Raw genomic sequence first — 311 nt, 5'->3', positions numbered from 1 at the left:
CTGCATGGCGCGAGCTGCTGAAGCATTACCGCACCCATTTTTCCTGGTTCTGGAAGCAGCGACATACCCTCACTCCGCCAAAACTGAAGGCGGAAGAAGCCGAGTTTTTACCCGCCACGCTGGCGCTGCAACTTGCACCGGTATCACCGGCCGGGCGCTGGACCGCGCGAGTACTCATGGCGATTATTCTCTGCCTGTTCCTGTGGTCGGTGTTCGGCAAAGTGGACATTATTGTGACGGCGAGCGGGAAAATCATTCCTTCCACCCGAGCCAAAACTATCGCTTCGGTTGAAACTGCACGCGTGGAGCAA

Annotated in this window: 1 pseudogene; it reads left to right on the top strand. The window is 56.9% G+C overall.

Annotated features, from left to right (window positions below):
* Positions 1 to 311 (top strand): annotated as a pseudogene (locus M977_RS25625) (HlyD family type I secretion periplasmic adaptor subunit); the annotation flags it as partial.

The sequence above is a fragment of the Buttiauxella gaviniae ATCC 51604 genome, from assembly GCF_001654835.1.
Taxonomy (GTDB): domain Bacteria; phylum Pseudomonadota; class Gammaproteobacteria; order Enterobacterales; family Enterobacteriaceae; genus Buttiauxella; species Buttiauxella gaviniae.
The sequence above is the reverse complement of the archived record's forward strand: the minus strand, read 5'-3'. Positions and strand labels throughout refer to the sequence as shown.